General features: G+C 58.7%; 17 protein-coding genes and 1 pseudogene. All 18 read left to right on the top strand.

What is annotated here, in order from left to right:
• The first annotated feature begins 86 nt into the window (after nt 1-86).
• The 18 genes and pseudogenes from ispU to dtpD all read left to right on the top strand — a co-directional run bounded on the left by ispU (nt 87) and on the right by dtpD (nt 24,774).
• Nucleotides 87-845, top strand: a complete 759-nt coding sequence (gene ispU, locus IT763_RS18465; RefSeq protein WP_049299600.1) for a (2E,6E)-farnesyl-diphosphate-specific ditrans,polycis-undecaprenyl-diphosphate synthase — start codon at nt 87-89, stop codon at nt 843-845.
• Nucleotides 846-854: 9 nt separating this feature from the next.
• Complete coding sequence (cdsA, locus tag IT763_RS18460; RefSeq protein WP_004931949.1) at nt 855-1,697, top strand: phosphatidate cytidylyltransferase; 843 nt, start codon at nt 855-857, stop codon at nt 1,695-1,697.
• Between the two features lie 27 nt (nt 1,698-1,724).
• Complete coding sequence (rseP, locus tag IT763_RS18455) at nt 1,725-3,080, top strand: sigma E protease regulator RseP (protein WP_028127525.1); 1,356 nt, start codon at nt 1,725-1,727, stop codon at nt 3,078-3,080.
• A 35-nt stretch (nt 3,081-3,115) separates the two neighbouring features.
• Entirely contained in the window at nt 3,116-5,542 is a 2,427-nt protein-coding gene (gene bamA / locus IT763_RS18450; protein ID WP_033639522.1) for an outer membrane protein assembly factor BamA, read from the top strand.
• Nucleotides 5,543-5,698: 156 nt separating this feature from the next.
• A complete protein-coding gene (gene skp, locus IT763_RS18445) occupies nt 5,699-6,196 on the top strand; it encodes a molecular chaperone Skp (RefSeq protein ID WP_004931958.1) in 498 nt (165 codons plus the stop codon).
• 3 nt (nt 6,197-6,199) lie between these two features.
• On the top strand, nt 6,200-7,222 hold the full coding sequence (gene lpxD, locus IT763_RS18440) for a UDP-3-O-(3-hydroxymyristoyl)glucosamine N-acyltransferase (protein ID WP_004931959.1): 1,023 nt from the start codon (nt 6,200-6,202) through the stop codon (nt 7,220-7,222).
• A gap of 160 nt (nt 7,223-7,382) precedes the next feature.
• Entirely contained in the window at nt 7,383-7,838 is a 456-nt protein-coding gene (fabZ, locus tag IT763_RS18435; protein WP_004931962.1) for a 3-hydroxyacyl-ACP dehydratase FabZ, read from the top strand.
• Nucleotides 7,839-7,841: 3 nt separating this feature from the next.
• The gene (lpxA, locus tag IT763_RS18430) at nt 7,842-8,630 is read left to right on the top strand and encodes an acyl-ACP--UDP-N-acetylglucosamine O-acyltransferase (RefSeq protein WP_016929882.1); all 789 of its coding nucleotides are present in this window, start codon (nt 7,842-7,844) and stop codon (nt 8,628-8,630) included.
• 3 nt (nt 8,631-8,633) lie between these two features.
• Nucleotides 8,634-9,782, top strand: a complete 1,149-nt coding sequence (gene lpxB, locus IT763_RS18425; protein WP_028128317.1) for a lipid-A-disaccharide synthase — start codon at nt 8,634-8,636, stop codon at nt 9,780-9,782.
• Nucleotides 9,779-10,372: a ribonuclease HII gene (rnhB, locus tag IT763_RS18420; RefSeq protein WP_016929880.1), complete on the top strand. Its 594-nt coding sequence runs from the start codon at nt 9,779-9,781 to the stop codon at nt 10,370-10,372. Before lpxB ends, rnhB begins: the two co-directional genes overlap by 4 nt.
• Before the next feature lie 78 nt (nt 10,373-10,450).
• Entirely contained in the window at nt 10,451-13,939 is a 3,489-nt protein-coding gene (gene dnaE, locus IT763_RS18415) for a DNA polymerase III subunit alpha (RefSeq protein WP_206194911.1), read from the top strand.
• Between the two features lie 12 nt (nt 13,940-13,951).
• The gene (gene accA, locus IT763_RS18410; protein WP_004931972.1) at nt 13,952-14,911 is read left to right on the top strand and encodes an acetyl-CoA carboxylase carboxyl transferase subunit alpha; all 960 of its coding nucleotides are present in this window, start codon (nt 13,952-13,954) and stop codon (nt 14,909-14,911) included.
• 111 nt (nt 14,912-15,022) lie between these two features.
• On the top strand, nt 15,023-17,167 hold the full coding sequence (locus IT763_RS18405) for a lysine decarboxylase LdcC (protein ID WP_016929878.1): 2,145 nt from the start codon (nt 15,023-15,025) through the stop codon (nt 17,165-17,167).
• A 107-nt stretch (nt 17,168-17,274) separates the two neighbouring features.
• Nucleotides 17,275-17,664 carry a VOC family protein gene (locus tag IT763_RS18400; RefSeq protein WP_206194910.1) on the top strand — a complete coding sequence of 130 codons (390 nt, stop codon included), beginning with the start codon at nt 17,275-17,277 and terminating at the stop codon, nt 17,662-17,664.
• A gap of 89 nt (nt 17,665-17,753) precedes the next feature.
• Entirely contained in the window at nt 17,754-19,313 is a 1,560-nt protein-coding gene (cadC, locus tag IT763_RS18395) for a lysine decarboxylation/transport transcriptional activator CadC (RefSeq protein ID WP_206194909.1), read from the top strand.
• A 370-nt stretch (nt 19,314-19,683) separates the two neighbouring features.
• Entirely contained in the window at nt 19,684-21,027 is a 1,344-nt protein-coding gene (gene cadB, locus IT763_RS18390) for a cadaverine/lysine antiporter (protein ID WP_049299752.1), read from the top strand.
• A gap of 95 nt (nt 21,028-21,122) precedes the next feature.
• Nucleotides 21,123-23,261 (top strand): annotated as a pseudogene (gene cadA, locus IT763_RS18385) (lysine decarboxylase CadA).
• A 67-nt stretch (nt 23,262-23,328) separates the two neighbouring features.
• Nucleotides 23,329-24,774 carry a dipeptide permease DtpD gene (gene dtpD, locus IT763_RS18380; protein WP_048797211.1) on the top strand — a complete coding sequence of 482 codons (1,446 nt, stop codon included), beginning with the start codon at nt 23,329-23,331 and terminating at the stop codon, nt 24,772-24,774.
• The last annotated feature ends 39 nt before the right edge of the window (nt 24,775-24,813 follow it).

Here is a 24,813-nt window from a genome sequence, read left to right as displayed (position 1 = left end):
TGTCGGGCACACGGCTTTTTTTGCGCGTAAGGGCCTGATGTTCCGGAAAGGCAGTTATATTTCTATTGAGGAAATAAGTACGAGTTATGTCGTCCGCAAACCAACAAGAGGCTAATCCATCTTCCCCGGGGCCGCGCCATGTCGCCATTATCATGGACGGTAACGGACGCTGGGCCAAACGTCAGGGCAAGTTACGTGTCTTCGGTCATAAAGCAGGGGTGAAATCGGTTCGCCGCGCGGTCAGTTTTGCCGCCAGCCACCATTTAGATGCACTCACGCTTTATGCCTTCAGCAGCGAAAACTGGAACCGTCCGGTGCAGGAAGTCTCCGCCCTGATGGAGCTTTTTGTCCGCGCTTTGGATAGTGAAGTAAAAAGCCTGCATAAACATAACGTCAGGCTGCGGGTGATCGGCGATATTAGCCGGTTCAGCGCGCGTTTGCAGGAGCGGATCCGCCGCTCTGAAGCACTGACGGAAAATAACGATGGCCTGACGCTCAATATCGCTGCCAACTATGGCGGCCGTTGGGATATCATTCAGGGAGTAAGGGAGCTGGCCGAGCGGGTACGGGGCGGTGAGTTGCACCCGGATCAGATCAGCGAGGAATTATTGAGCGAACGGGTTTGCATGAGCGACCTGGCGCCGGTGGATCTGGTTATCCGCACCGGTGGCGAGCATCGCATCAGTAACTTCCTGCTGTGGCAAATCGCCTATGCTGAACTTTACTTTACTGATGTGCTCTGGCCTGATTTCGATGAACTTGTCTTTGAAGGTGCGCTGAATGCATTTGCACAACGTGAGCGCCGCTTCGGGGGAACAACACCTATCGGCGCCGATGCGTCCTAGGGAGAACTTTTGCTGAAGTATCGCCTCATAACTGCTCTGATTTTAATCCCGATCGTTATCGCGGCGCTGTTCCTGTTGCCGCCGCTGGCCTTTGCTCTGGTAACGCTCGTCGTGTGCATGTTAGCAGCCTGGGAGTGGGGCCAATTGGCCGGTTTTACCTCCCGTTCGCAGCGCATCTGGCTGGCGATACTGTGCGGTTTTCTGCTGGCGCTGATGATGCTCAGCGTTCCCGCCTACCATCAATCCGTGCCGCAGGTAAGCGGCTCGCTGTGGCTGTCGCTGGCCTGGTGGCTGGCGGCGCTGCTGCTGGTGCTGTTTTACCCCGGCTCGGCCGCCATCTGGCGCAATTCGCGCCCGCTGCGCCTGCTGTTCGGCCTGCTGACCATCGTGCCGTTTTTTTGGGGCATGCTGGCGCTGCGCCAGTTCGGCTATGAGCAAAACCCGTTTACCGGCGCCTGGTGGCTGCTGTACGTGATGCTGCTGGTGTGGGGCGCGGATTCCGGCGCCTATATGTTCGGCAAGCTGTTCGGCAAGCATAAGCTGGCGCCGAAGGTCTCGCCGGGTAAAACCTGGGAAGGGTTGATCGGCGGGCTGCTGACATCGGCGGTCATTTCCTGGCTGTTCGGCCGCTACGCGCCGCTAAACGTGGTGCCGACCACGCTGTTGGCCTGTTCGGTGATCGCCGCGCTGGCTTCGGTGCTGGGCGATTTGACCGAAAGCATGTTCAAACGCGAAGCGGGCATCAAGGACAGCGGTCATTTGATTCCCGGTCACGGCGGCATACTGGATCGTATCGACAGCCTGACCGCGGCGGTGCCGGTGTTTGCCTGCCTGATGCTGTTGGTGTTTTAATCCGTCAATGGCGGAAAGTGAGGGATGATGGTCAGCGTGCTTTGGAACCTGGTGGCGTTTCTGATTGCGCTCGGTATTTTGATTACCGTGCACGAGTTCGGACACTTTTGGGTTGCCCGTCGTTGCGGCGTGCGCGTTGAACGTTTCTCCATCGGCTTCGGCCGGGCGCTGTGGCGCCGCACCGATCGCCAGGGCACCGAGTACGTTATCGCTTTGATTCCGCTTGGCGGCTACGTGAAGATGCTGGACGAGCGCGTGGAGTCGGTGGCGCCGGAAATGCGCCATCAGGCCTTCAACAACAAAACCGTCTGGCAGCGCGCGGCCATCATCAGCGCCGGCCCCATCGCCAACTTCCTGTTTGCTATCCTTGCCTATTGGCTGGTGTTCATCATCGGCGTGCCGAGTTTCCGCCCGGTGATCGGCGAAATCGCGCCGCAATCCATCGCCGCCAAGGCTGAAATTTCGTCTGGCATGGAACTAAAGTCGGTTGACGGCATCGAAACGCCTGATTGGGAGTCAGTTCGTCTGGCGCTGGTGGCGAAGATCGGCGATGCGCAAACCGAAGTCGGGGTCGCGCCGTTCGGCTCTTCGCAGGTCGTGACCAAAACCCTGGATTTGCGCCAGTGGAACTTTGAACCGGACAAGCAGGATCCCGTTGTCGCGCTGGGCATTATGCCGCGCGGCCCGCAGATCGAATCCGTGTTGGCGGAAGTGCAGCCTAACTCGGCGGCGCAAAAGGCGGGTTTACAAGCGGGGGACAGGATCGTTAAAGTCGATGGTCAGCCGTTGGGTCGTTGGCAGACGCTGGTGAAGCGTATCCACGATGGCCCGGGGCAATCGCTGGCTTTGGAGATTGAAAGAAACGGCGCCCCCTTGTCTTTGACGCTGATACCGGATACAAAGCCGGTGGGAAAAGACAAATCGGTGGGGTTTGCAGGCATCATTCCAAAAGTGCTGCCGCTGCCGGACGAGTATAAAACGATTCGCCAGTATGGACCGTTCCCGGCGCTGTATCAGGCCGGCGACAAGACTTGGCAGCTGATGCGGCTGACGGTCAACATGCTGGGCAAATTAATAACCGGTGATGTAAAGCTGAACAACCTGAGTGGCCCGATCTCGATTGCACAGGGAGCTGGGGCGTCAGCCGGAGTCGGGTTCGTGTATTATCTGATGTTCCTGGCGTTGATTAGCGTCAACCTGGGTATCATCAACCTGTTCCCATTACCGGTGTTAGATGGTGGGCATCTCCTCTTCCTGGCGATAGAAAAGCTGAAGGGTGGGCCGGTTTCCGAGCGAGTACAGGACTACAGCTACCGCATAGGTTCGATCGTGCTGGTGTTGTTGATGGGTCTTGCACTTTTCAATGATTTTTCCCGCCTCTAGGGGCGGGGATAGGTTAGGAAGAACGCATAACAACGATGGCGATGAAAAAGTTGCTCATAGCGTCGCTGCTGTTTGGCAGCGCCACCGTATACGGTGCAGACGGGTTCGTAGTGAAAGACATTCATTTCGAAGGCCTGCAGCGAGTCGCCGTCGGTGCGGCGTTACTCAACATGCCGGTTCGCGTCGGCGATACCGTCACTGACGATGACATCAGTAATACCATCCGTGCCTTGTTTGCCACCGGCAACTTCGAGGACGTGCGCGTGCTGCGCGATGGTAATACCTTGATCGTGCAGGTGAAGGAACGTCCTACCATCGCCAGCATCACTTTCTCCGGCAATAAGTCGGTGAAGGATGACATGCTCAAGCAGAACCTGGAAGCCTCCGGCGTCCGGGTGGGCGAGGCGCTCGACCGCACCACGATCTCCAGCATTGAAAAAGGGCTGGAAGACTTCTACTACAGCGTCGGTAAATACAGCGCCTCGGTGAAAGCCGTAGTCACGCCGTTGCCGCGTAACCGTGTCGACCTGAAACTGGTGTTCACGGAAGGGGTCTCCGCCAAGATTCAACAAATCAACATCGTCGGCAACCATGCCTTCACCAACGACGAACTGATCTCACGCTTCCAACTGCGTGATGAAGTGCCATGGTGGAACCTGGTCGGCGATCGCAAATACCAGAAGCAAAAACTGGCGGGCGATCTCGAAACCCTGCGCAGCTTCTATCTGGATCGCGGCTATGCCCGCTTTAACATCGATTCTACCCAGGTGAGCCTGACGCCGGATAAAAAAGGCATCTACATCACCATCAACATCACCGAAGGCGAGCAGTACAAGCTTTCCGATGTTGTCGTGAACGGCAATCTGGCCGGCCACTCGGCGGAAGTCGCTCAGATCACCAAAATTGAGCCAGGCGAGCTGTACAACGGCAGCAAGGTGACCAAAATGGAAGACAACATCAAAACGATGTTGGGCCGTTATGGTTACGCCTACCCGCGCGTCGGCACTCAGCCTGAGATCAACGACGCGGATAAAACCGTCAAACTGCACGTCAACGTTGACGCGGGCAACCGCTTCTACGTGCGTCGCATCAAGTTCGAAGGTAACGACACCAGCAAGGATTCCGTACTGCGTCGCGAAATGCGCCAGATGGAAGGCGCCTGGCTCGGCAACGAGCAGGTCGAGCAGGGCAAAGAGCGTCTGAACCGTCTGGGCTACTTCGAAACGGTTGACGTGGAAACCCAGCGCGTGCCGGGCACCGCCGATCAGGTCGATGTGACCTACAAGGTAAAAGAACGCAACACCGGTACCTTCAACTTCGGCGTCGGTTACGGCACCGAGAGCGGCGTCAGCTTCCAGGCCGGCGTGCAGCAGGATAACTGGTTGGGTACCGGCTACTCGGTCGGCATCAGCGGCACCAAGAACGACTACCAGACCTATACCGAACTGTCGGTCACCAACCCGTACTTCACCGTTGACGGTGTGAGCCTGGGCGGCCGCATCTTCTACAACGACTTTAAGGCGGATGACGCGGATCTGTCGGACTATACCAACAAGAGTTACGGTATCGACGGTACGCTGGGCTTCCCGATCAACGAAAACAACTCGTTGCGTACCGGCCTGGGCTACGTCCACAACGGCCTGTCGAACATGCAGCCGCAGATCGCCATGTGGCGTTACCTCGACTCGATGGGCGTGGATGCGAACAAGACCGACCGCGCCAGCTACTCGACCGACGACTTTACGCTGAACCTGGGCTGGACCTACAACAACCTGGACCGCGGCTACTTCCCGACCTCGGGTAACCGCACCACGTTGAACGGCAAGGTCACCATTCCGGGCTCGGACAACGAATACTACAAGGTGACGCTGGACAGCGTACAGTACGTGCCGATCAACGACGATCGCACCTGGGTGCTGTTGGGCCGTGGCCGTCTGGGTTACGCGGATGGGCTGGGCGGCAAGGAAATGCCGTTCTACGAGAACTTCTACGCCGGTGGTTCGAGCACCGTGCGCGGCTTCCAGTCCAACACCATTGGTCCGAAGGCGGTGTACTACAACTCCAACTCGTACCAGTGTCAGTTCAACGCCGGCAGCACGACCGATCGTCAGAGCATCTGTAGCTCGGATGACGCGGTGGGCGGTAACGCCATGGCGGTCGCCAGCCTGGAGCTGATCACCCCGACGCCGTTCATCAGCGAGAAATACGCCAACTCGGTGCGGACGTCGCTGTTCATCGATGCCGGTACCGTGTGGGACACCAAGTGGAAGAATACCAACGAAACGCTGATGTACGGCGTGCCGGACTACAGCAAAGCCAGCAATATTCGTTCTTCCGCCGGTATCGCGCTGCAGTGGATGTCGCCACTGGGGCCGTTGGTGTTCTCTTACGCCAACCCGATCAAGAAATACGAAGGCGACAAGTCCGAACAGTTCCAGTTTAACATCGGTAAGACCTGGTAACGGGTCTCGCCTCTGGGCATAACAGTTATTAAGAATCGCAATGGCCAGGCGCCCGCCGGCAGAGGGAGATGATTCTCATTGTTTGGTGGGACAAGTCTGGCAAATTGTGTACTTCAGTGTCATATGACACAAATGGGTGATGGTAAGGAGTTTATAGTGAAAAAGTGGTTGTGTGCCGCAGGCCTCGGTTTAGCAATGGCTGCTTCAGCTGGCGTTCAGGCAGCAGATAAGATCGCTGTCGTTAACGTCTCCAGCATTTTCCAACAGCTGCCGGCCCGCGAAGCGGTCGCTAAACAGCTGGAAAACGAGTTTAAAGGCCGTGCAAGCGAACTCCAGAACATGGAACGTAGCCTGCAGACCAAAATGCAACGTCTGCAGCGTGACGGCGCTACCATGAAAGCCAGCGACCGCAGCAAGTTGGAAAAAGACGTGATGGCGCAACGCGAGCAGTTCTCTCAGAAAGCCCAGGCTTTCGAGCAGGACAACCGCCGTCGCCAGATGGAAGAACGTAACAAGATCCTGAGCCGCATTCAGGACGCGGTGAAATCTGTCGCCAGCAAAGGCGGTTATGACGTGGTGATCGACGCCAACGCCGTTGCCTATGCAGACTCTTCCAAAGATATCACTGCTGACGTGCTGAAACAGGTTAAATAACACATGCTTTCAATTCGACTGGCTGATTTAGCGCAGCAGTTGGATGCACAATTGCACGGTGATGGCGATCTCGTCATCACCGGCATTGCTTCTATGCATTCGGCACAGCCTGGCCAAATCACGTTTTTGTCAAACAGCCGCTATCAAGAGCAGCTGTCTTCCTGCCAGGCAAGCGCCGTGGTGCTTACCGAAGCGGATTTACCACACTGCCGTGCTGCGGCGCTGGTGGTTAAAAACCCTTATCTGACCTACGCGCGCATGGCGCAACTGATGGACACTACGCCGGCGCCGGCGCAGGATATCGCGCCAAGCGCGGTGATCTCGCCTGAAGCGCAGTTGGGGCAGAACGTCGCCATTGGGGCGAACGCGGTGATCGAGTCGGGTGCGGTGCTTGGCGATAACGTGGTTATCGGTCCGGGCTGTTTCATCGGCAAACACGCACGCATCGGCGCGGGTACGCGTCTGTGGGCGAACGTAACGATTTATCATGCGGTCGAAATCGGCCAGCGCTGCCTGATCCAGTCGGGCACTGTGATCGGCGCGGACGGTTTCGGCTATGCGAATGAGCGCGGCGAGTGGATCAAGATCCCTCAGTTGGGCACGGTGATTATCGGCGATCGCGTCGAAATCGGCGCTTGCACCACCATTGACCGCGGCGCTTTGGATAACACCCAAATCGGGAATGGTGTTATCATCGACAACCAATGCCAGATTGCACATAACGTCGTGATTGGCGACAATACCGCCGTCGCCGGCGGTGTGATCATGGCCGGCAGCCTGAAAATCGGCCGCTACTGCCAGATTGGCGGCGCCAGCGTGATCAACGGTCACATGGAGATTGCCGACAAGGTTGTTGTTACCGGAATGGGAATGGTTATGCGACCAATCACCGAACCTGGGGTATACTCTTCGGGCATTCCGTTGCAGCCTAACAAGGTTTGGCGTAAAACCGCTGCGTTGGTAATGAATATCGATGAGATCAGCAAACGCTTGAAAGCTGTCGAACGTAAAGTCGGAAAAGACTAATCATTGCCGCCCGCTCTCGCGGGTACAAAACGAAACGCGTTGGTCGTGAGACCAAAAGCGCAAAGAGATGTTAATTTGCGGCCTGCATGATGATCTCCTTTTGGGGTCAGCGCAGGCCGTGTTGTTGATGCCATCAGTTTTTAGAGACAGGAAGAGTATTTTGACTACTGACACTCATACTCTGGATATTGCAGAAATTTTGGATCTGCTTCCTCACCGTTACCCGTTCTTGCTGGTCGACCGCGTCCTCGAGTTTGAAGAGCACAAATATCTGCGTGCGGTGAAGAACGTATCGGTGAATGAACCGTTTTTCCAGGGCCATTTCCCTGGCAAACCGATTTTCCCAGGCGTATTGATCCTGGAAGCCATGGCGCAGGCCACCGGTATCCTGGCGTTTAAAAGCGTCGGCAAACTGGAGCCGGGCGAGCTGTATTACTTCGCCGGTATCGACGAAGCACGCTTCAAGCGCCCTGTGGTGCCAGGCGATCAGATGGTCATGGAAGTCACCTTCGAGAAAACTCGCCGCGGTCTGACTCGCTTCAAAGGCGTGGCGACCGTTGACGGTAAAATTGTCTGCGAAGCAACCATGATGTGTGCCCGCAGCCGGGAGGCTTAATCCGTGATTGACCAAACCGCCTTTATCCATCCTAGCGCGATAGTCGAAGAAGGCGCCGTGATCGGCGCCAACGTGCATATCGGCCCTTTCTGCTACGTCGGCTCCCAGGTGGAAATCGGCGCCGGCACGGTGCTGAAATCCCACGTGGTGGTGAACGGCATTACCAAGATTGGCTGCGATAATCAGATTTATCAATTCGCCTCTATCGGCGAAGTGAATCAGGATCTGAAATACGCGGGCGAACCGACGCGCGTTGAAGTGGGCGATCGCAACCGCATCCGCGAAAGCGTGACCATTCATCGCGGCACCGCGCAGGGCACCGGCCTGACCAAAGTGGGCAACGACAACCTGCTGATGGTCAACGTGCACATCGCCCACGATTGCGTGGTCGGCAATGCTTGCGTGCTGGCCAACAACGCCACGCTGGCGGGGCATGTGGAAATCGACGATCACGCCATCATCGGCGGCATGACGGCGATCCACCAGTTCTGCATTATCGGCGCGCATGTGATGGTAGGCGGTTGTTCCGGTGTCGCTCAGGACGTGCCTCCTTTCGTCATCGCTCAGGGCAACCACGCTACGCCGTTCGGCGTCAACGCGGTCGGCCTGAAGCGCCGCGGTTTTGACAAGGATGAAATGCAGGCAATCCGCAACGCCTACAAAATCCTGTATCGCAGCGAGAAAACGCTGGATGAAGCGAAAGCGGAAATCGAAGCCCTGGCCAAAGAACAGCCGGTAGTGCAGCAATACCTCGATTTCTTCACCCGTTCCACCCGTGGCATCATTCGCTGAGTTATGTCGAATCGTCCATTGACTATCGGACTGGTCGCCGGAGAAACCTCCGGTGACATTCTCGGCGCCGGCTTGATCCGTGCGCTCAAGGCGCAGATCCCCGACGCGCGTTTTGTCGGCGTCGCCGGCCCGCTGATGCAGGCCGAAGGCTGCGAAGCCTGGTACGAAATGGAAGAGCTGGCGGTCATGGGCGTGGTGGAAGTGCTTGAGCGCTTGCCACGCCTGTTGAAGATCCGCAAGGATCTCACCCGCCGTTTCGGTGAGCTGCGGCCGGACGTGTTTGTCGGCATCGACGCGCCGGACTTCAACATCACGCTGGAAGGCCGCCTCAAACAGCGCGGCATTCGCACCATCCACTACGTCAGCCCTTCCGTGTGGGCCTGGCGGCAAAAACGCGTTTTCAAAATAGGCAAAGCCACCGATCTGGTGTTGGCCTTTCTCCCTTTCGAAAAAGCGTTTTACGATCGTTTCAACGTGCCTTGCCGGTTTATTGGCCACACCATGGCGGACGCCATGCCGCTGCAGCCCGACCGGCTGGCGGCGCGCGCTCAGCTTGGCATCGCTCCGCAGGCGCGCTGTCTGGCCTTGCTGCCGGGCAGTCGCGGCGCCGAAGTCGAAATGCTGAGCGCCGATTTCCTCAAAACCGCGCAGTTGCTGCGCACCCGTTATCCCGAGCTGGAAGTTGTGGTGCCGTTGGTCAACGCCAAACGGCGCGAGCAGTTTGAGCGCATCAAGGCCGAGGTTGCGCCGGATTTGACCGTACACCTGCTGAATGGGCAGGGGCGCGAAGCGATGATCGCCAGCGACGCGGCGCTGCTGGCATCCGGTACGGCGGCGCTGGAGTGCATGTTGGCCAAGTGCCCGATGGTGGTGGGCTATCGCATGAAGCCGTTCACTTTCTGGCTGGCGCAGAAGCTGGTGAAAACGCCTTACGTTTCGCTGCCGAATCTGCTGGCGGGGCGCGAGATCGTCACCGAGTTGCTGCAGCATGACTGCGTGCCGGACAAACTGGCCGCCGCCGTGATGCCGCTGCTGGAAGAGAGCCCGGAAACCGACGCGTTGAAACACACTTTCCTTACCTTGCACCAAAGCATCCGTTGCGGTGCGGACGAACAGGCCGCTCAGGCTGTGTTGGAGCTGGCGAAAGCATGATTGAACCCTTTATCTATCCCGCTGCCACGCTGATTGCCGGTGTGGACGAAGTGGGTCGCGGCCCGTTGGTCGGCGCGGTGGTCACCGCCGCCGTGATCCTCGATCCGGCGCAGCCGATCGTCGGTCTGGCGGACTCCAAGAAACTCAGTGAAAAACGCCGCCTGGCGCTGTATGACGAAATCGTCGCCAAGGCGCTCTCCTGGAGCCTGGGGCGCGCCGAACCGGCAGAAATCGACCAATTGAACATTTTGCACGCCACCATGTTGGCGATGCAGCGCGCGGTGGCCGGGTTGCATATCGCGCCGGACATGGTTTTAATCGACGGTAACCGTTGCCCGAACCTGCCGATGCGTTCGCAGGCGGTGGTGAAGGGCGACAGCCGCGTGGCGGAGATCAGCGCGGCGTCCATTCTGGCGAAGGTCACGCGCGATCGCGAAATGGCCGAGCTGGACAGCGAGTACCCGGACTACGGTTTCGCGCAGCATAAAGGCTACCCGACCGCCTTCCACCTGGAGCGGCTGGCCGCGCTGGGCGCCACCGAGCATCATCGCCGCAGCTTCGCGCCGGTGAAAAGAGCGTTGGCGCTGTAGTCTGCGGGCCTGACCGGGCTCGACGATAGCATTAACCCGGGCTCAGCCTGCTGAGCCCCTTCAATCAGGTATCTGGAGATGGCCGAACCTCGTTTTATTCACCTGCGCGTCCACAGTGACTACTCCATGATTGATGGATTGGCCAAGACGGCGCCGCTGGTGAAAAGAGCCGCCGCGTTAGCCATGCCTGCACTGGCAATCACCGATTTCACCAACCTGTGCGGGCTGGTGAAATTCTATGGCAGCGCGCACGGCGCCGGGATCAAACCGATCATCGGCGCGGATTTCCATGTGCAAAGTGAAGAGCTGGGCGATGAACTGGCTCAGTTGACGGTGCTGGCCAGCAACAACGAAGGCTACCAGAACCTGACGCTGCTGATTTCCCGCGCCTATCAGCGCGGCTACGGCGCCGCCGGCCCGACTATCGATCGCGACTGGCTGATTGAACATCGCGAAGGGCTGATCCTGCTTTCCGGCGCGCGTCAGGGCGACGTCGGCAAGTTCCTGCTGCGCGGCAACCAGACGCAGGTGGATCAGTGTCTGGACTTCTATCAGCAGTATTTCCCAGACTGTTACTATCTGGAACTGATCCGCACCGGCCGCCAGGACGAAGAGAACTACCTGCATGCGGCGGTGGCGCTGGCCACCGAGCGCGGCTTGCCGGTGGTGGCCACCAACGACGTGCGCTTCCTGGTGGAAGATGACTTCGACGCCCATGAGATTCGCGTCGCCATTCACGACGGCTTTACGCTGGACGACCCCAAGCGGCCGCGCAACTACAGCCCGCAACAGTACATGCGCAGCGAAGACGAGATGTGCGAACTGTTCGCCGACATCCCGGAAGCGCTGCTGAACAGCGTCGAAATCGCCAAGCGCTGCAACGTCACCATTCGCCTTGGCGAATACTTCCTGCCGCAGTTCCCGACCGGCGATATGAGCACCGAGGACTTCCTGGTGCTCAAATCGAAAGAGGGGCTGGAAGAGCGTCTGGAGTTCCTGTTCCCCGATCCTGACGTGCGCGCGCAGCGCCGCCCGGAATACGATGAGCGTCTGGACGTCGAGCTGAAGGTGATCAACCAGATGGGCTTCCCTGGCTACTTCCTGATCGTGATGGAGTTTATCCAGTGGTCGAAGGACAACAACGTGCCGGTTGGCCCGGGGCGCGGCTCCGGCGCCGGTTCGCTGGTGGCCTATGCGTTGAAAATCACCGACCTCGATCCGCTGGAGTTCGATCTGCTGTTCGAACGCTTCCTGAACCCGGAACGTGTCTCAATGCCCGACTTCGACGTCGACTTCTGCATGGAGAAGCGTTACCAGGTAATCGAACACGTGGCGGAGATGTACGGCCGCGAAGCGGTATCACAGATCATCACCTTCGGCACCATGGCGGCGAAAGCGGTTATCCGCGACGTGGGCCGCGTGCTGGGGCACCCGTACGGCTTCGTCGATCGCATTTCCAAGCTGGTGCCGCCGGATCCGGGCATGACGCTGGAGAAAGCCTTCGCCGCCGAACCGCAGCTGCCGGAGATTTACGAGGCCGACGAAGAGGTCAAGGCGCTGATCGACATGGCGCGCAAGCTGGAAGGGGTGACGCGCAACGCCGGTAAACACGCCGGTGGCGTGGTGATCGCGCCGACCAAGATCACCGACTTCGCGCCGCTGTACTGCGATGCCGAAGGGAACCACCCGGTGACCCAGTTCGACAAGAACGACGTGGAATACGCCGGGCTGGTGAAGTTCGACTTCCTCGGTCTGCGCACCCTGACCATCATCGACTGGGCGCTGGAGATGATCAACGCCCGGCGCGCCAAGACCGGGCTGGAACCGATCGACATCGCCGCCATCCCGCTCGACGACAAGAAAAGCTTCGACATGCTGCAGCGCTCGGAAACCACGGCGGTGTTCCAGCTTGAATCGCGCGGCATGAAAGATTTGATCAAACGTCTGAAGCCCGACTGCTTCGAAGACATGATCGCACTGGTGGCGCTGTTCCGTCCGGGGCCGCTGCAGTCGGGCATGGTGGATAACTTCATCGACCGCAAACACGGCCGTGAAGAGATCTCCTACCCGGACATTCAGTGGCAGCACGAGTCGCTCAAGCCGGTGCTGGAACCGACCTACGGCATCATCCTGTATCAGGAACAGGTGATGCAGATTGCCCAGGTGCTGGCCGGCTATACGCTGGGCGGCGCGGACATGCTGCGTCGTGCGATGGGTAAAAAGAACCCGGTCGAAATGGCCAAGCAGCGCGGCGGCTTTGAAGACGGCGCCAAAGCGCGCGGCATCGACGGCGAACTGTCGGTGAAAATCTTCGACCTGGTGGAAAAATTCGCCGGTTATGGCTTCAACAAATCGCACTCCGCCGCCTATGCGCTGGTGTCGTATCAGACGCTGTGGCTGAAGGCGCACTATCCGGCCGAGTTTATGGCGGCGGTGATGACCGCCGATATGGACAACACCGACAAAGTGGTGGGTCTGGTGGACGAGTGCTGGCGCATGGGGTTGAAGATCCTGCCGCCGGACATCAACAGCGGCCTGTATCACTTCCACGTCAACGACGACGGCGAGATCGTTTACGGCATCGGCGCCATCAAGGGCGTGGGGGAAGGGCCGATCGAAGCCATTATCGAAGCGCGCAACAGCGGCGAGCAAGGTTATTTCAAAGACCTGTTCGATCTCTGCGCGCGCTCCGACATCAAGAAACTGAACCGCCGCATTCTGGAAAAACTGATCATGTCCGGGGCGTTCGATCGCCTTGGGCCGCACCGCGCCGCGCTGATGAATTCGCTCGGCGACGCGTTAAAAGCGGCGGATCAGCATGCGAAAGCCGAAGCTATTGGCCAGGTGGATATGTTTGGCGTGCTGGCGGAAGCGCCGGAGCAGGTGGAGCAATCCTACGCCAATATCGCGCCCTGGCCGGAGCAGGTGGTGCTGGACGGTGAACGGGAGACGCTGGGGCTGTACCTGACCGGCCACCCGATCACCCAGTACCTGAAGGAGATCGAACGTTACGCCGGTGGCCAGCGTTTGAAAGACATGCACCCGACGGATCGGGGCAAAATGACTACCGCCGTCGGGTTGGTGGTCGCCGCGCGGGTGATGGTGACCAAGCGCGGCAACCGCATCGGCATCTGCACGCTGGATGACCGTTCAGGCCGTCTGGAAGTGATGTTATTCACCGAAGCGTTAGAAAAATACCAGCATTTGTTGGAAAAAGACCGTATCCTTATCGCCAGTGGACAGGTCAGCTTTGATGACTTTAGCGGCGGGCTTAAAATGATGGCCCGCGAGGTAATGGACATCAGTGAAGCCCGGGAAAAATACGCTCGCGGGCTTGCTATCTCGCTGACTGACAGGCAAATTGATGACCAGCTTTTGAACCGTCTCCGTCAGTCGTTGGAACCCCATCGATCGGGGACGATTCCAGTGCATCTCTACTATCAACGGGAAGATGCGCGAGCCAAGCTGCGTTTTGGCGCAACCTGGCGCGTGACGCCCACCGACCGCTTGTTGATCGACTTGCGGACGTTGGTAGGCAATGAGCAGGTGGACTTGGAATTTGACTAAAATAGGAATGCTATGAGTCTGAATTTTCTTGATTTTGAACAGCCGATTGCAGAGCTGGAAGCGAAAATTGACTCGCTGACTGCAGTCAGCCGTCAAGACGAAAAATTAGATATTAATCTGGACGAAGAGGTTCAGCGCCTGCGTGAAAAGAGCGTTGAGCTGACGCGCAAGATTTTTGCCGATCTTGGGGCTTGGCAAATTGCCCAATTGGCACGCCACCCGCGCCGTCCTTATACCCTGGATTATATCAAACACATCTTTACCGACTTTGAAGAGTTGGCGGGCGATCGCGCTTACGCTGACGACAAAGCGATCGTCGGCGGCATTGCGCGCCTGGATGGCCGTCCGGTGATGATCATCGGGCACCAGAAAGGCCGTGAGACCAAAGAGAAGATCCGCCGCAACTTCGGCATGCCGGCGCCGGAAGGCTACCGCAAGGCGCTGCGCCTGATGGAAATGGCCGCGCGCTTCAAGATGCCGATCATCACCTTTATCGATACCCCTGGCGCTTATCCGGGCGTGGGCGCGGAAGAACGCGGCCAGTCGGAAGCTATCGCGCGCAACCTGCGTGAGATGTCGCGTCTGAACGTGCCGGTCATCTGCACCGTCATCGGCGAAGGCGGCTCCGGCGGCGCGCTGGCGATCGGCGTGGGCGACAAGGTGAACATGCTGCAGTACAGCACTTACTCGGTGATTTCGCCGGAAGGCTGTGCTTCCATCCTGTGGAAGAGCGCCGATAAGGCACCGCTGGCCGCAGAAGCGATGGGCATCACCGCGCCGCGTCTGAAAGAGCTGAAGCTGATCGACTCGGTGATCCCGGAGCCGCTCGGTTCCGCGCACCGCGACGTGCCGGCGATGGCCGCCGCGCTGAAAGCGCAGCTGCTCGCCGATCTGAAAGATTTGGATGGCCTGAACGACGAAGAGTTGCTCAACCGCCGTTACCAGCGTCTGATGAACTACGGCTACTGCTGAGTTCTGTGTTTCGCTGCAAGAAACCGCCTCCGGGCGGTTTTTTTTTGGCTACACACCGTCGGATTTTCGTGGTGTTATAGAGACTTGGCCGTTAACTGACAGGAGCTGCCGATGAATATCATCGCCATCATGGGCCCGACGGGCGTCTACTACAAAGATGAGCCGATTCGCGAGCTCCACGCTGCGCTGGCCGCCATGGGATTCCAGCTGGTGTACCCCAAAAACAGCGGTGACCTGCTGAAGTTGATCGAAGCCAACGCCCGCATCTGCGGGGTGATCTTCGACTGGGACGACTACAGCCTGGAGCTGTGCAGCGAGATCAACGAGCTGAACGAATACCTGCCGCTGTATGCCTTTATCAATACCCACTCCACTTTCGACGTCAGCCTGCATGAAATGCGCATGGTGCTCTATTTCTTCGAGTATGGCCTGAATGCGGCAGACGACATCGCGCAGCGCATCCAGCAGTACACTGCGGAATACATCGACACCATTACGCCGCCGCTGACCAAGGCGCTGTTCAACTACGTGCGCGAAGGGAAGTACACCTTCTGCACGCCGGGCCACATGGCCGGCACTGCGTTCCAGAAAAGCCCGGTAGGCTGCCTGTTCTATGACTTCTTCGGCGCCAATACCCTGAAGGCCGATATCTCGATTTCGGTCACCGAGCTCGGGTCGCTGTTGGATCACACCGGCCCGCATCTGGAGGCCGAAGAGTACATCGCGCGCACCTTCAACGCCGAGCAGAGCTATCTGGTCACCAACGGCACCTCCACCGCCAACAAGATCGTCGGCATGTATTCGGCGCCGGCGGGCAGCACGGTGCTGATCGACCGCAACTGCCACAAATCACTGTGCCACCTGCTGATGATGAGCGATATCACGCCGATCTATCTGCGCCCGCTGCGCAACGCCTACGGCATCCTCGGCGGGATTCCGCAGCGCGAGTTCACTCGCGAGAGCATCGCCGCCCGGGTGCAGGCGACGCCGAACGCCACCTGGCCGGTGCACGCGGTGATCACCAATTCCACCTATGACGGCCTGCTGTACAACACCGACTACATCAAGCAGACGCTGGAGGTGCCGTCGATTCACTTTGATTCCGCCTGGGTGCCTTACACCAACTTCCACCCGATTTACGACGGCAAGAGCGGCATGAGCGGCGAGCGGGTGCCCGGCAAGGTTTTCTATGAAACCCAGTCTACCCACAAGCTGCTGGCCGCCTTCTCGCAGGCCTCGATGATTCATATCAAGGGCGACTACGATGAGAGCACCTTCAACGAAGCCTACATGATGCACACCACCACTTCGCCGCACTACGGCATCGTGGCGTCGATGGAGACCGCCGCCGCCATGCTGCGCGGCAACCCGGGGCGCCGTTTGATCAACCGTTCGGTGGAGCGCGCGCTGCATTTTCGCCGGGAGGTGCAGCGGCTGCGCGAGGAGAGCGACAGCTGGTTCTTCGATATCTGGCAGCCGGAAGAGATCGATGAGGCACAGTGCTGGCCGCTGGATCCGGACGATAACTGGCATGGTTTCGGCCAGACCGATCGCGATCATATGTATCTCGATCCGATCAAGGTGACGATCCTGACGCCGGGCATGAATGAGCTGGGCGCGCTGGAAGAAGAGGGGATCCCGGCGGCGCTGGTGGCGAAGTACCTCGACGAACGCGGCATCGTGGTGGAGAAGACCGGGCCGTACAACCTGCTGTTCTTGTTCAGCATCGGCATCGATAAAACCAAGGCGATGAGCCTGCTGCGCGGCCTGACCGACTTCAAGCGCGCCTACGATCTCAACCTGCGGGTGAAGAACATGCTGCCGGATCTGTACGCCGAGGATCCGGATTTCTATCGCCATATGCGCATCCAGGATTTGGCCGCCGGCATTCATCGCCTGATCCGCCAACACGATCTGCCAGGCCTGATGCAGCGGGCGTTCGATGTGCTGCCGGAAATGAAGCTGACGCCGCACCAGATGTTCCAGGAGCAGGTGCGCGGCAATGTCGAAACCTGCGATCTGGATCAGTTGGTGGGCAAGGTGGCGGCCAATATGATCCTGCCTTATCCGCCGGGCGTGCCGTTGGTGATGCCGGGTGAAATGATCACCGAAGAGAGCCGGGCGGTGCTCGATTTTCTGCTGATGCTGTGTTCGATCGGCGAGCGCTATCCCGGGTTTGAAACCGATATCCACGGCGCCAAGCTGACGGAGGATGGGCGTTATCTGGTGAAGGTGCTGAAAGCCCCACAGCCATAATGGCATAACGCGCCCGGCGGTTTGGCAGGATACGTCGGGCTTTTTCATTGACGGCATTGTCGCCGCCGGATACCGTGCCTCATCAAAACGAACAGAAGAGAGTTTCTATGCTGGCGTTACGTCAGGTGCACCACATCGCGATCATTGGCGCGGACTACGCCGCCAGCAAGCATTTCTACTGCGACATTCTCGGATTTACCCTGCTGAGTGAAGTCTACCGCGAGGAGCGCGACTCCTGGAAAGTGGATCTGGCGCTCAACGGGCAATACACCATTGAGCTGTTTTCGTTCCCCTCGCCGCCGGCTCGCGTCAGCCGCCCGGAGGCATGTGGCCTGCGTCATCTGGCGTTCAGCGTCGACGACATCGATCGGGCCATCGCTCATCTGCAGGCGGCCGGCGTCGCCTGCGAACCGGTGCGTGTCGATCCCTACACCCAATCCCGATTTACCTTTTTCAGCGATCCCGATGGTTTACCGTTAGAATTATACGAGAGTTAACGGCTTAATCGCCTCCCGGCGGCCACAGCCGGGGGCGATTATGCTATGATCGCGCCCTTGCCCTACATGCCTACAGAGTTATTTCCGCCATGCAAGAGCCTGCTTTTCGCGTCGGGGAGTGGCTGGTTACTCCTGCCGACAACACCATCAGCCGCGATGGTCGCCAGAAAACGCTGGAACCGCGCCTGATCGACATGCTGTGTTATTTTGCCCGGCACCCCGACGTGGTGCTGAGCCGCGACGAGCTGATCGACAACGTCTGGAAGCGCAATATTGTCACCAACCACGTGGTGACCCAATGTATTTCAGAGCTGCGCAAGTACCTGAAAGACGGCGACAGCGACAGCCCGGAATACATTATCACCGTGCCCAAGCGCGGGTATAAGCTGGCGACGTCGGTGATCTGGTGTGAAGAGGAGAAGACACAACCCGCTATTGCACCGGCGCCGCAGATCGCGGTGATCATGCATGAGCCGGAAGACGGCAGCGATGATGACGACGAGACGCCGTACGTGCCGCCGCGCCGGGCAAGCGGCGCGCCGTCTGACGCGCCTGGCGAAAAGCAGCCGCGTTTTTATCGTCGCCCGACCTTCTGGGTGTGGCTGGCGTTTCTGGCGGCGCTCAGCGTTTGCGTGGCGTTTGTCGGCATCGCCACGCTGTCGCAGCGCGTGCCGGTATCGACCATGCCGGTGCTGCTCAACCCGCGCGATATCGATATCCGCATCCAGGGCGGCGAGAGCTGCAGCAACTGGATGCCCCAGCTCTCTTACGTGGTGGGCGTCAGCGAGCTGATCACCGATTCGCTCAACACCTACTCGACCTTCCTGGTGCATGACCAAACCAATTACAACTATTCCGGCCCCAGCAATTCGGGCAAGTCGCTGTATATCGAGTTCGTCAATCAGCGCCACTACCGCGCCCAGCAGTGTTTCCTCTCCGTGCGGCTGGTGGATAACGCCGACAGCTCTGTCATGCTGGACAAGCGTTACTTCATTACCGCCGATAATCAGCTGAAGATCCAAAGCGACTTCCTCTCCAGCCTGTCCGCCGCGCTGAAACAGCCCTGGCCGCCGCAGCTGGAACAGCGTCTGGCGCAGCTGCTGCCGGACAACGGGCCGCTGCTGCAGCGCTTCTACCAGGCGCATCAATTGTTGATCCACGGCGACGCCGATTCGTTGACTCGCGCCAGCGCGCAGCTGAGCGAGCTGATTAAAAGCGCGCCGAATTTCCACTACCTGCTGGCGGAAAAAGCGCTGGTGGATCTGCTGCGCAACTCTTATCAACCGTTCGACAGCCAGGGGCTGGCTCAATTGCGTGCCGATATCAGCCATCTGGCGACGATCCCGGAATTGAAAAACACGCCGATCGTGCAGCAAGTTCTGGCGGTAGATGCCTTGACGCAGGGGCGGATTGACGAGGCGCACCGGGCGATCGATCTGGGGATTGAGTTGCAAATGTCGTGGCTGAATTATGTGCTGCTGGGCAAGGTGTATGAAATGCAGGGGCAGAATCATTTGGCGGCCGACTCTTATATTACCGCCTTCAATCTTCGCCCCGGTGAGGATACCTTGCATTGGATCTCCAATGGCGTATTCCAGACGTCATTGACCAACGTAGTGCCTTATTTAAATAACTATCAGCGCCAATAATTAATCCAATATCACGCCGCCCTTATTCTTCGGGAATCATGGCGGCGTTATTTATTGGTGAAGCAATGTTGCATGAATGTATTATTTTGCTGCGCGATATTATTTCTTTTTTGCCATTTGCTATGCGTCATTAACCTTGTCATCTTTTTGTTTTTAAATGATGTTTATCTTTTCTTTAGCCTGTCTTTTTATCTTGATGTGTTAATGAAAAACCTCAGGTTATCATTTGTATGATCATGAGCGTAATCTCACTTTATCTTTAGGACTTTATTCCCCCCGATGGTTAGCATCCTGACAATCAAGCCGGCTCATTAAAATCTTTTATTTATGGGTGTGGCTTATAAGAAACGTAAATCAGGAGAAACTGACCATGGCTTCACCCAAGAAAATAGGGCTTATTGCCTGCACCGGCGTGGTCGCCGGTAATATGATGGGGAGCGGGATTGCCTTATTGCCCGCCAACCTGGCGAGTCTCGGATCCATCGCTATTTGGGGATGGGTGATCTCGATTATCGGGGCGATGTCGCTGGCTTATGTCTATGCCCGCCTCGCCACCAAAAACCCGCAGCAGGGCGGCCCTATCGCCTACGCGGGTGAAATTTCCCCGGCCTTCGGTTTCCAGACCGGCGTGCTTTATTACCATGCCAACTGGATCGGCAACCTGGCCATCGGCATTACCGCCGTTTCTTATCTCTCCACCTTCTTCCCGGCGCTGAACAACCCGGTGCCCGCCGGCATCGCCTGTATCGCCATCGTGTGGGTCTTCACCTTCGTGAACATGCTGGGCGGAACCTGGGTCAGCCGTTTGACCACGCTGGGCCTGGTGCTGGTGCTGATCCCGGTGATCGTGACCGCCACCCTCGGCTGGCACTGGTTTGACGCCGCCACCTACCAGGCTAACTGGAATACCTCCGGCACCACCGACGGCCATGCGGTCATCAAAAGCATCCTGCTGTGCCTGTGGGCATTCATCGGCGTGGAGTCCGCGGCGGTCAGCACCGGCATGGTGAAAAACCCGAAACGCACCGTACCGCTGGCGACCATGCTTGGCACCGGTCTGGCGGGCATTATCTACATTGCCGCCACCCAGGTGATCAGCGGCATGTTCCCGGCGTCCGAAATGGCCGCCAGCGGCGCGCCGTTCGCCATCAGCGCCTCGGCGATTATGGGCAACTGGGCCGCACCGATGGTTTCCGCCTTCACCGCCTTCGCCTGCCTGACCTCGCTCGGTTCGTGGATGATGCTGGTCGGCCAGGCCGGGGTGCGCGCCGCCAACGACGGTAACTTCCCGAAAGTGTACGGCGAGCTGGATAAAAACGGCATTCCGAAGAAAGGCCTGCTGCTGGCTGGCTGCAAAATGACCGCGCTGATGGTGCTGATCACCCTGATGAGCTCCGCCGGCGGCAAAGCCTCCGACCTGTTCGGCGAGCTGACCGGCATCGCGGTGCTGCTGACCATGCTGCCTTACTTCTACTCCTGCGTAGACCTGATCCGCTTTGAAGGGGTCAACGTGCGCAACCTGCTGAGCCTGATCGCTTCAGTGTGCGGCTGCGGCTTCTGCTTCATCGCGCTGATGGGCGCCAACTCTTTCGAACTGTCCGGCACCTTTATCATCAGCCTGATTATCCTGATGTTCTACGCCCGGAAAATGAATACCCGCCAGGCTGCCAACGCCGCGGCGGTCGATGAAAACACCACGGCCAAAGCGCACTGATTCGCGTCCGCTGACCGACTGAATTTACCCAGCCCCTTTCTTTCCGACCTGTCAGCCGCGACGGGAAGGGGCTTGCTTTGCCAGGAGAAATGCATATGAACGTTATCGCCATCATGAATCACATGGGTGTCTACTTCAAAGAAGAGCCCATCCGTGAACTGCATCAGGCGCTGGAAAGTCTGGATTTCCGCATCGTTTACCCTAACGATCGCGAAGACCTGCTGAAACTGATCGAGAACAACGCCCGTCTGTGCGGGGTGATCTTCGACTAGGACAAATACAACCTGGAGCTGTGCGAAGAGATCAGCCAACTGAACGAATACATGCCGCTGTACGCATTCGCCAACACCTATTCGACGCTGGACGTCAGCCTGAACGATCTGCGCATGCAGGTGCGCTTCTTCGAGTATGCGCTCGGCGCGGCAACCGACATCGCCGCCAAGATCAAACAGAACACCGACGAGTATATCGACACCATCCTGCCGCCGCTGACCAAGGCGCTGTTCAAATACGTGCGCGAAGGCAAATACACCTTCTGTACGCCGGGCCACATGGGCGGCACCGCGTTCCAGAAAAGCCCGGTGGGCAGCCTGTTCTACGATTTCTTCGGCCCGAACACCATGAAGTCGGATATTTCGATTTCGGTGTCCGAGCTGGGATCGCTGCTGGATCACTCCGGCCCGCACAAAGAGGCGGAAGAGTACATTTCCCGCGTGTTCAACGCCGAACGCAGCTATATGGTGACCAACGGCACCTCCACCGCCAACAAGATCGTCGGCATGTATTCGGCGCCGGCGGGCAGCACGGTGCTGATTGACCGTAACTGCCACAAGTCGCTGACTCACCTGATGATGATGAGCGACATCACGCCGATCTACTTCCGCCCGACCCGCAACGCCTACGGCATCCTCGGTGGTATTCCGCAGAGCGAGTTCCAGCGCGCCACCATCGCCAAACGCGTGAAGGAGACCCCGAACGCCACCTGGCCGGTGCACGCGGTGATCACCAACTCCACCTATGACGGCTTGCTGTACAACACCGACTTTATCAAGAACACCCTGGACGTGAAGTCTATCCACTTCGATTCCGCCTGGGTGCCTTACACCAACTTCCATCCGATCTATAAAGGCAAGTGTGGCATGAGCGGCGGCCGCGTGGAGGGCAAGGTGATCTATGAAACCCAGTCCACCCACAAACTGCTGGCGGCCTTCTCGCAGGCATCGATGATCCACGTGAAGGGCGACATCAACGAAGAAACCTTCAACGAAGCCTACATGATGCACACCACCACTTCGCCGCACTACGGCATTGTGGCCTCGACCGAAACCGCCGCGGCGATGATGAAAGGCAACGCCGGCAAGCGCCTGATCCACGGCTCTATCGAACGCGCGATCAAGTTCCGTAAAGAGATCAAACGCCTGAAAGTCGAATCCGACGGCTGGTTCTTCGACGTCTGGCAGCCGGAGCACATCGATGAGCCGGAGTGCTGGCCGCTGCGCTCTGACAGCGCCTGGCACGGTTTCAAGAATATCGACAATGAACACATGTACCTCGATCCGATCAAGGTCACCATTTTGACGCCGGGGATGAGCAAGGAAGGCGAGATGCAGCCATTCGGCATCCCGGCCAGCATCGTGGCGAAATACCTCGACGAGCGCGGCATCATCGTCGAGAAAACCGGGCCGTACAACCTGCTGTTCCTGTTCAGCATCGGCATCGACAAAACCAAGGCGCTCAGCCTGCTGCGTGCGATGACCGACTTCAAACGCTCGTTCGACCTGAACCTGCGGGTGAAAAACATGCTGCCTTCGCTGTATCAGGAAGCGCCTGATTTCTATGAAAACATGCGCATTCAGGATCTGGCACAGAACATTCACCGCCTGGTGGAGCAACACAACCTGCCGGACCTGATGTACCGCGCGTTCGAAGTGCTGCCAACCATGGTGATGAATCCGTACCAGGCGTTCCAGAAAGAGCTGCACGGCGAAGTGGAAGAGGTCTATCTGGAAGAGATGGTCGGTAAGGTCAACGCCAATATGATCCTCCCATACCCGCCGGGCGTGCCGCTGGTGATGCCGGGCGAAATGCTGACCGAGGAGAGCCGGCCGGTGCTGGAGTTCCTGCAGATGCTGTGCGAAATCGGCGCGCATTATCCGGGCTTTGAAACCGACATTCATGGCGCCTACCGTCAGGCGGACGGACGTTATCGGGTGAAAGTGCTGAAGGCGAAATAACCGCAGCCAATCACAGGGGAGGCCTCGCGCTTCCCCTTTGTCGTTCACCGACTGATGGGAGACCACCATGAAAACACCCTCACAGCCGCGCGCAATCTACTATGTCGTAGCGATACAAATTTGGGAATATTTCAGCTTTTACGGCATGCGTGCGTTACTGATCCTCTATCTGACCCACCAACTCGGCTATACCGACAGCCGCGCCATCGATCTCTACAGCGCTTACGCTTCGTTAGTTTACGTCACTCCGATTCTTGGCGGCTGGCTCGCCGACCGCCTGCTGGGCAACCGCGTCGCGGTGATCGCCGGCGCGGCGCTGATGACCCTGGGGCATATCGTGCTCGGCCTGAGCGCGGTTTCTGCCCAGTCGCTCTATCTGGCGCTGGCGATCATCATCTGCGGTTACGGCCTGTTCAAATCCAATATCAGCTGCCTGCTGGGCGAGCTGTATCCGGCCCAGGATCCGCGGCGCGAAGGGGGCTTCTCGCTGCTGTACGCCGCCGGCAACGTCGGTTCCATTTTGGCGCCGATCGCCTGCGGGCTGGCGGCCGAGCGCTATGGTTGGCACGTCGGCTTTGCGTTGGCCGGGATCGGCATGTTCGCCGGCCTGGCGATCTTCCTGCTGGGTGGGCGTCATTTCCGCCACACTCGCGGCGTGAATGCCCCGCTGATGCGCGCCAGAAGCCTGGGCCTGCCGCACTGGGGCTGGCTGTTGGCGGCGTTGCTGGCATCGCCGCTGTTCTTCACGCTGTTGTTTATGCGCGACTGGGCCGGCTATTTGCTCGGGCTGGTGTGCGTGGCGGCGGTGGCGCTGGTGGCGCGCATTATGCTGCGCGCGGACGCCGGCCAGCGCCGGGGGCTGTGGCAGATCGTGGTGTTGATGCTGTTGGGCACGCTGTTCTGGGCCTTTGCCCAGCAGGGCGGCAGCTCCATCAGCCTGTTTATCGACCATTTCGTCGACCGGCGCTGGTTCGGCTGGACGGTGCCGACCGCCTTGTTCCAGTCGGTTAACGCTTGCGCGGTGATGCTGGGCGGCGTGGCGCTGGCATGGCTGGCGAGCGGCGATGGCGACCGCACGCTGCGCATCTGGTGCAAGTTCGCCTTCGGTCTGCTGTTGATCGGCGTCGGCTTTACGCTGATGGCGCTTAATACGCGGCTGCACGGGCCGGGGTCGATGGGGCTGATGATCGCCGGCCTGGCGGTGATGGGCTTCGCCGAACTGTTTATCGATCCGGTGGCGATGGCGCAGATCACCCGGCTGAATATCCCCGGCGCCACCGGCGTGTTGACCGGCATCTATATGCTGGCGACCGGTTCTATCGCCAACTACCTGGCGGGCATCATCGCCAATCAGACCGCCGAAGATCACCTCGAGGGGGCGGCGATGCAGGCGTATGGCCGCATTTTCGCCCAGATCGGCTGGGGAGCGGCCGGGTGCGCGCTGGCGGTGATCGCGGCGCTGGGCGGCTGGTGGCTGCTGACGCGACGCCAGGCTCGGACGGTTAATGCTTGATTGATGACGGTAGGCGGGGTTAACGTGCAGCTATGTAGA

It is taken from the genome of Serratia sp. CMO1, from assembly GCF_015689115.1.
GTDB lineage: Bacteria > Pseudomonadota > Gammaproteobacteria > Enterobacterales > Enterobacteriaceae > Serratia > Serratia marcescens.
This window is presented reverse-complemented; position numbering and strand designations above follow the sequence as displayed.